Here is a 4144-nt window from a genome sequence, read left to right on the forward strand (position 1 = left end):
GCCACCTGCAATCGCCGTGCCCGGCCGCCGGGCGCCCGCCCGGCTTCTAGCAGCGTAAGCTCAGCCTGCCCGAGCAGGGACACGGCGGCCGCCAAGCCGGACCAGCCCGCGCCGATAATGGCGACCCGCGGCTTGGCCACCCTCATGCGCGATAGCCGAAGGCCCAAGTCGACCATGCCAGCCACAGCTTGCGCATCGGTGGCAACGACAGGCGCTGATTGAGCACCTTGCCCGGCCCGTCCAGCGCCAGCTCTTGCAGCGTGGCGCGGTAGATCGCCGCCATGATCAGGCCCGGACGCTGCGCCTTGCGGTCTGCCGCCGGCAACAAGGCCCAGGCACGCTGGTAATAGCCGGCGGCGCGCTCGATCTGAAACCCCATCAGCGCGCTGAATGCCGCACTTTCGCGGTAAGCGAAAATATCGGCCGCCGCCACATCAAAGCGCTGCAAGTCTTCCACCGGCAGATACAGCCGGCCACGACGCGCGTCTTCGCCCACATCGCGCGCGATATTGGTCAGCTGAAAGGCAATACCCAATTCGTGCGCGTATTTAAGCGTGGCGCGGTCGGTGTAGCCGAAAATCTGCGCCGACAACTGGCCAACCACACCGGCCACGCGGTGGCAATACAGCAACAGGTCGGCAAAGCGGTTGTAGCGCGCCACATCCAGATCCATCTGCATGCCGTCGATGATTTCGTCGAACAGGCCGCGCGCGAGCTCGAACGCAGCCACATGCGGCAACAGTGCCTGTGTCACCGGATGCTGCGGCACGCCATCGAACAGGCGGGCAATCTCGTCGCGCCACCAGCCCAGTTTGGCCCGGGCCACGTTCTCGTCGTGAATCTCATCGACCACATCATCCACCTCGCGGCAGAAGGCATATAGCGCGGTAATGGCACGACGCCGATCCGGCGCTAAAAAACGGAAAGCCGAATAAAAACTGGAACCGCTGGCGGCTGCCTTGTCGGCACAATACTGGTCTGGCGTCAAACGCGCCTCCTTGAAACGGGCCGCACGCCAAAGAGCGGCGGCATTGATCTTGATAGCGGGTTTACGATGCCTTGAGCGCGCGCCAGAACATATACAGCCAGTCCTTGCGCTGCAGTACCGGGCGCGCCTTGAAGACATCGCCCCCCGATGCGTGCAGTTTTTGCAGGATGCGCTCGCCACCCAGAATGGTCATGCGGATCTCGAAGCCGAAACGCCCTTTCAGGCGCCGCCCCAAGGGCGCACCGGCGGACAGCATGGCGCGTGCGCGGCCGATTTCCTTCAGCATCAAGGGCGTCCACATGCCGGAGGCGTCGCGCCGTGCGATCTGCTCTTCGCTAACGCGAAACTTCACCATATCGCTTTGCGGCAGATACACCCGGCCCTTGTCCCAGTCTATCGCCACATCCTGCAGGAAATTGATCAGCTGCAAGGCCGTGCAAATACCATCAGACATGGCAATACTTTTGCTGTCGCTCTCGCCATACAAGGCCAGCATCAGGCGACCGACCGGATTGGCCGAACGGCGGCAATAGTCGACGATTTCGGCAAAATCCTGATATCGCGTCTTGGTCACATCCTGGGAAAACGCCGACAGCAAATCGTGAAAAGGTGCCAAGGGCAGCTGATATTCGGCAATAGCCCGCGCCAAGGCCTGCATCATGGCATCCGGCGGCAACTGGCCCGCCGAGATCATCTCCAGCTGGGCCGACAAGGCGGCAAGCCCCGCCAGACGTTCATCGGCGCTGGCATCCCCCTCGTCGGCGATATCATCGGCGGTGCGGGCAAAATGGTAAACGGCGTGGACTCCACGCCGCATGCGCCGCGGCAACAACAGGGACCCCACCGGGAAATTCTCGTAATGCCCGACCGACATGAACTATCCACCGCATGATGAAAGCGAGGATTATACGGCCTGAGCATGCACGCGGCGACCTGCACATGCCCGCATAGCGTGATACCTGCAGCAGCAGACCGTAGATAAATAGCTAATTTAGACTTTTTTACAAAACAATAATAAAAAATGTTGACGCAAAAAAAAGGCCTATGTATAGTCCCGTTCTCGTTGCAGTGCAGAACAAAGCGGCAACGAAAACGTGGGGGTATAGCTCAGTTGGTAGAGCGCTTGCATGGCATGCAAGAGGTCAGCGGTTCGATCCCGCTTACCTCCACCAAAGATTCAGGCCGAAAGCTGTTTGACAGTTTCGACCGGGCATTAAGGTCCCCATCGTCTAGTGGCCTAGGACACCGCCCTTTCACGGCGATAACGGGGGTTCGACTCCCCCTGGGGACGCCAGCAGTTTTGGGGGGTATAGCTCAGTTGGTAGAGCGCTTGCATGGCATGCAAGAGGTCAGCGGTTCGATCCCGCTTACCTCCACCAAATATAAAAGCCCCGACTCCGGTCGGGGCTTTTTGCATCTCCCATCGGCAAAGCGCAGCCCCGCACTTACTCTGTACCCACGCCTGATCGCAGCTAGGTTTACCGCGCAGCGCGGCTGACTGGCGTCACACCCTCGCGACGCCGCACCACCCCGGACACACACTCAGCCTGCTGCCCGACCACTTCAAACCACTGGAAGAGTTGCTGCCGATCGCCATCTTGGCGACCGGCTTGAGCTTATGGCTGTGGCGCAAGGCCCGCCATCGTGCTTAGCCCGGCGTGCGCGCAAGGCAAGTCTGATAGCGCCAGTTTACCCGCCCGGCAAACCACTCGGTGGTGAGCTTGCGGCTGATCTTGGGGCTTTTCAGGTCGATCTGCGGCATGATCTCGCGCGGCAAGGCACGCCCCTTCTCCCTCCCTGCCAGCTCGAACACCTTGCGATACAAGGGGCTCTGACCAAAACCGGACAGTTTTTCCAGCTTGAGATCACGCTGTATCGCCTCCTGACTCAAGCCCAGACGGCCGGCCAGGCTAGCCAGCACTTGCGCAGACTCACTTGCTCCGCCGCCGGCACGGTAATTAAGCAAATCGCCATCCAGCGTCAACGCCTGCCCGCTCAAAAGCGCCAAAGCCGACTGAAATGCCGCATTGCGGCTGGAATAACGCCCGGCGTTAAAATCGGCAAAGCGGTATTTCATCTCGCTATACGGTGCCGGATACTGCAAAAGATTAGCGATGCCGAAATACAGCCCGCCCTTGCGCGAAAATACCTCGCTGCGAATCGCACCACGACGCACATAAGGGTAAGGCCAGGCCTCGACCTGGGATTCGGCAAACGCCACACTCACCTGCATCGGCCCGCCGGTCCGTATCGGATTCTTCATCCCGACCGGCAAACCGTAACGCTGCGCATCGGCAGCCATATGGTCGAACAGTTCGCTCACTTCTTTTTCGGTACGCAGGCTGTCGATACGCTCCTTGTAGCTGCGCCCATCCGGCGAGGCTTTCAGAAATGCCGTTTTAGCCAAGGCCAGCGGCACATGGTAACGCGCGGCCCGCTCACCGATCGCGCCCCATACCATAGCGGGCAAGCCCGGCACCGTCGGGTCGGCCTGCCAGCTTGACTCTTGCTCGATCACCGCCAGTGCCGCACAAAAATTTTGCGCCGTATACGGGATTTTCTGCGCGGTAAACGCCGACAAGATATCGTCGCGCCAACCGCTACGCTGCCCTATGCCCCGAGGCAATAGCGCATCCAGCAGCACCCGCCCCTGCGCCTCGCTCACCTGCACCACCGGGCGCGGCAACGGCTTGACTTCAGCCACCGGCGGCAACACCGGCACCGGCACGACCACCCCGGGCAGCGGCGCACTTGCAATAGGCTCGGGAGCAGGCACGACAGGGGCCGGCGCACGGTTTGATGCACAAGCAGAAAGAATCAGGGTAGAAGCAAGCACGAGCAGAATACGCGACACAGGCATACCATATGATTATCCAAAGGCGCGAGCATAGGGGATTGCCGGCCCGCCGACAATTACTGCCCTGCCCTGATGCTCAAAAACAGGCCGGCAAACAATGCCCGCCCGACAGCAACAACCCTACACAAGACAAGGCTATGTCAATGAAAATCAACAAAATTCCATGAAAAAATGTAGCATTTCTGGCACAATGCGCGCCTTGCCGAATTAAAGCCCAGCAATGACCGACGTCATCACCACACCGATCCATACCCTGCGTTCGAATAAAAAACACCATAGCGCCCCCTTCCTGCCGATGA

At 60.2% G+C, this 4144-nt stretch carries 4 protein-coding genes and 3 tRNA genes; 3 read left to right on the forward strand and 4 right to left on the reverse strand.

Translation table 11 applies throughout. From position 1 onward, the window contains the following. The 3 genes from ACRC1E_RS13990 to hpnC all read right to left on the reverse strand — a co-directional run. Positions 1–146, reverse strand: a 146-nt coding sequence (locus ACRC1E_RS13990) for an NAD(P)-binding protein (RefSeq protein WP_438515707.1), incomplete at its 3' end; no start/stop codon positions are given. Next, positions 143–988 (reverse strand): presqualene diphosphate synthase HpnD, encoded by an 846-nt coding sequence (gene hpnD, locus ACRC1E_RS13995; protein WP_438515704.1) that lies wholly within the window; start codon positions 986–988, stop codon positions 143–145. The genes hpnD and ACRC1E_RS13990, both read right to left, overlap by 4 nt. 61 nt (positions 989–1049) lie before the next feature. Further along, positions 1050–1862, reverse strand: coding sequence for a squalene synthase HpnC (gene hpnC, locus ACRC1E_RS14000; RefSeq protein ID WP_438515705.1), 813 nt, complete (start codon positions 1860–1862; stop codon positions 1050–1052). A gap of 222 nt (positions 1863–2084) precedes the next feature. Between hpnC and ACRC1E_RS14005 the strand changes: the two genes are divergently transcribed. The 3 genes from ACRC1E_RS14005 (at position 2085) to ACRC1E_RS14015 (ending at position 2367) form a co-directional block, all read left to right on the forward strand. Further along, positions 2085–2160: transfer RNA gene (locus ACRC1E_RS14005), tRNA-Ala, on the forward strand. 46 nt (positions 2161–2206) lie between these two features. Further along, positions 2207–2282, forward strand: a tRNA-Glu gene (locus ACRC1E_RS14010). A 9-nt stretch (positions 2283–2291) separates the two neighbouring features. Next, positions 2292–2367, forward strand: a tRNA-Ala gene (locus tag ACRC1E_RS14015). Positions 2368–2636: 269 nt separating this feature from the next. On the opposite strand, the gene ACRC1E_RS14020 is transcribed toward ACRC1E_RS14015, so the two are convergent. After that, positions 2637–3848: a DUF1615 domain-containing protein gene (locus tag ACRC1E_RS14020; RefSeq protein WP_438515706.1), complete on the reverse strand. Its 1212-nt coding sequence runs from the start codon at positions 3846–3848 to the stop codon at positions 2637–2639. Between the last annotated feature and the right edge of the window lie 296 nt (positions 3849–4144).

This window comes from Craterilacuibacter sp. (genome assembly GCF_051659485.1).
In the GTDB taxonomy this organism is placed as follows: domain Bacteria; phylum Pseudomonadota; class Gammaproteobacteria; order Burkholderiales; family Chromobacteriaceae; genus Craterilacuibacter.

Bases quoted from the DNA above. Each gene is read 5' to 3' on its own strand.
- hpnC (WP_438515705.1), bottom strand. From the start codon at position 1,862: ATGTCGGTCGGGCATTACGAGAATTTCCCGGTGGGGTCCCTGTTGTTG.
- ACRC1E_RS14020 (WP_438515706.1), bottom strand. From the start codon at position 3,848: ATGCCTGTGTCGCGTATTCTGCTCGTGCTTGCTTCTACCCTGATTCTT.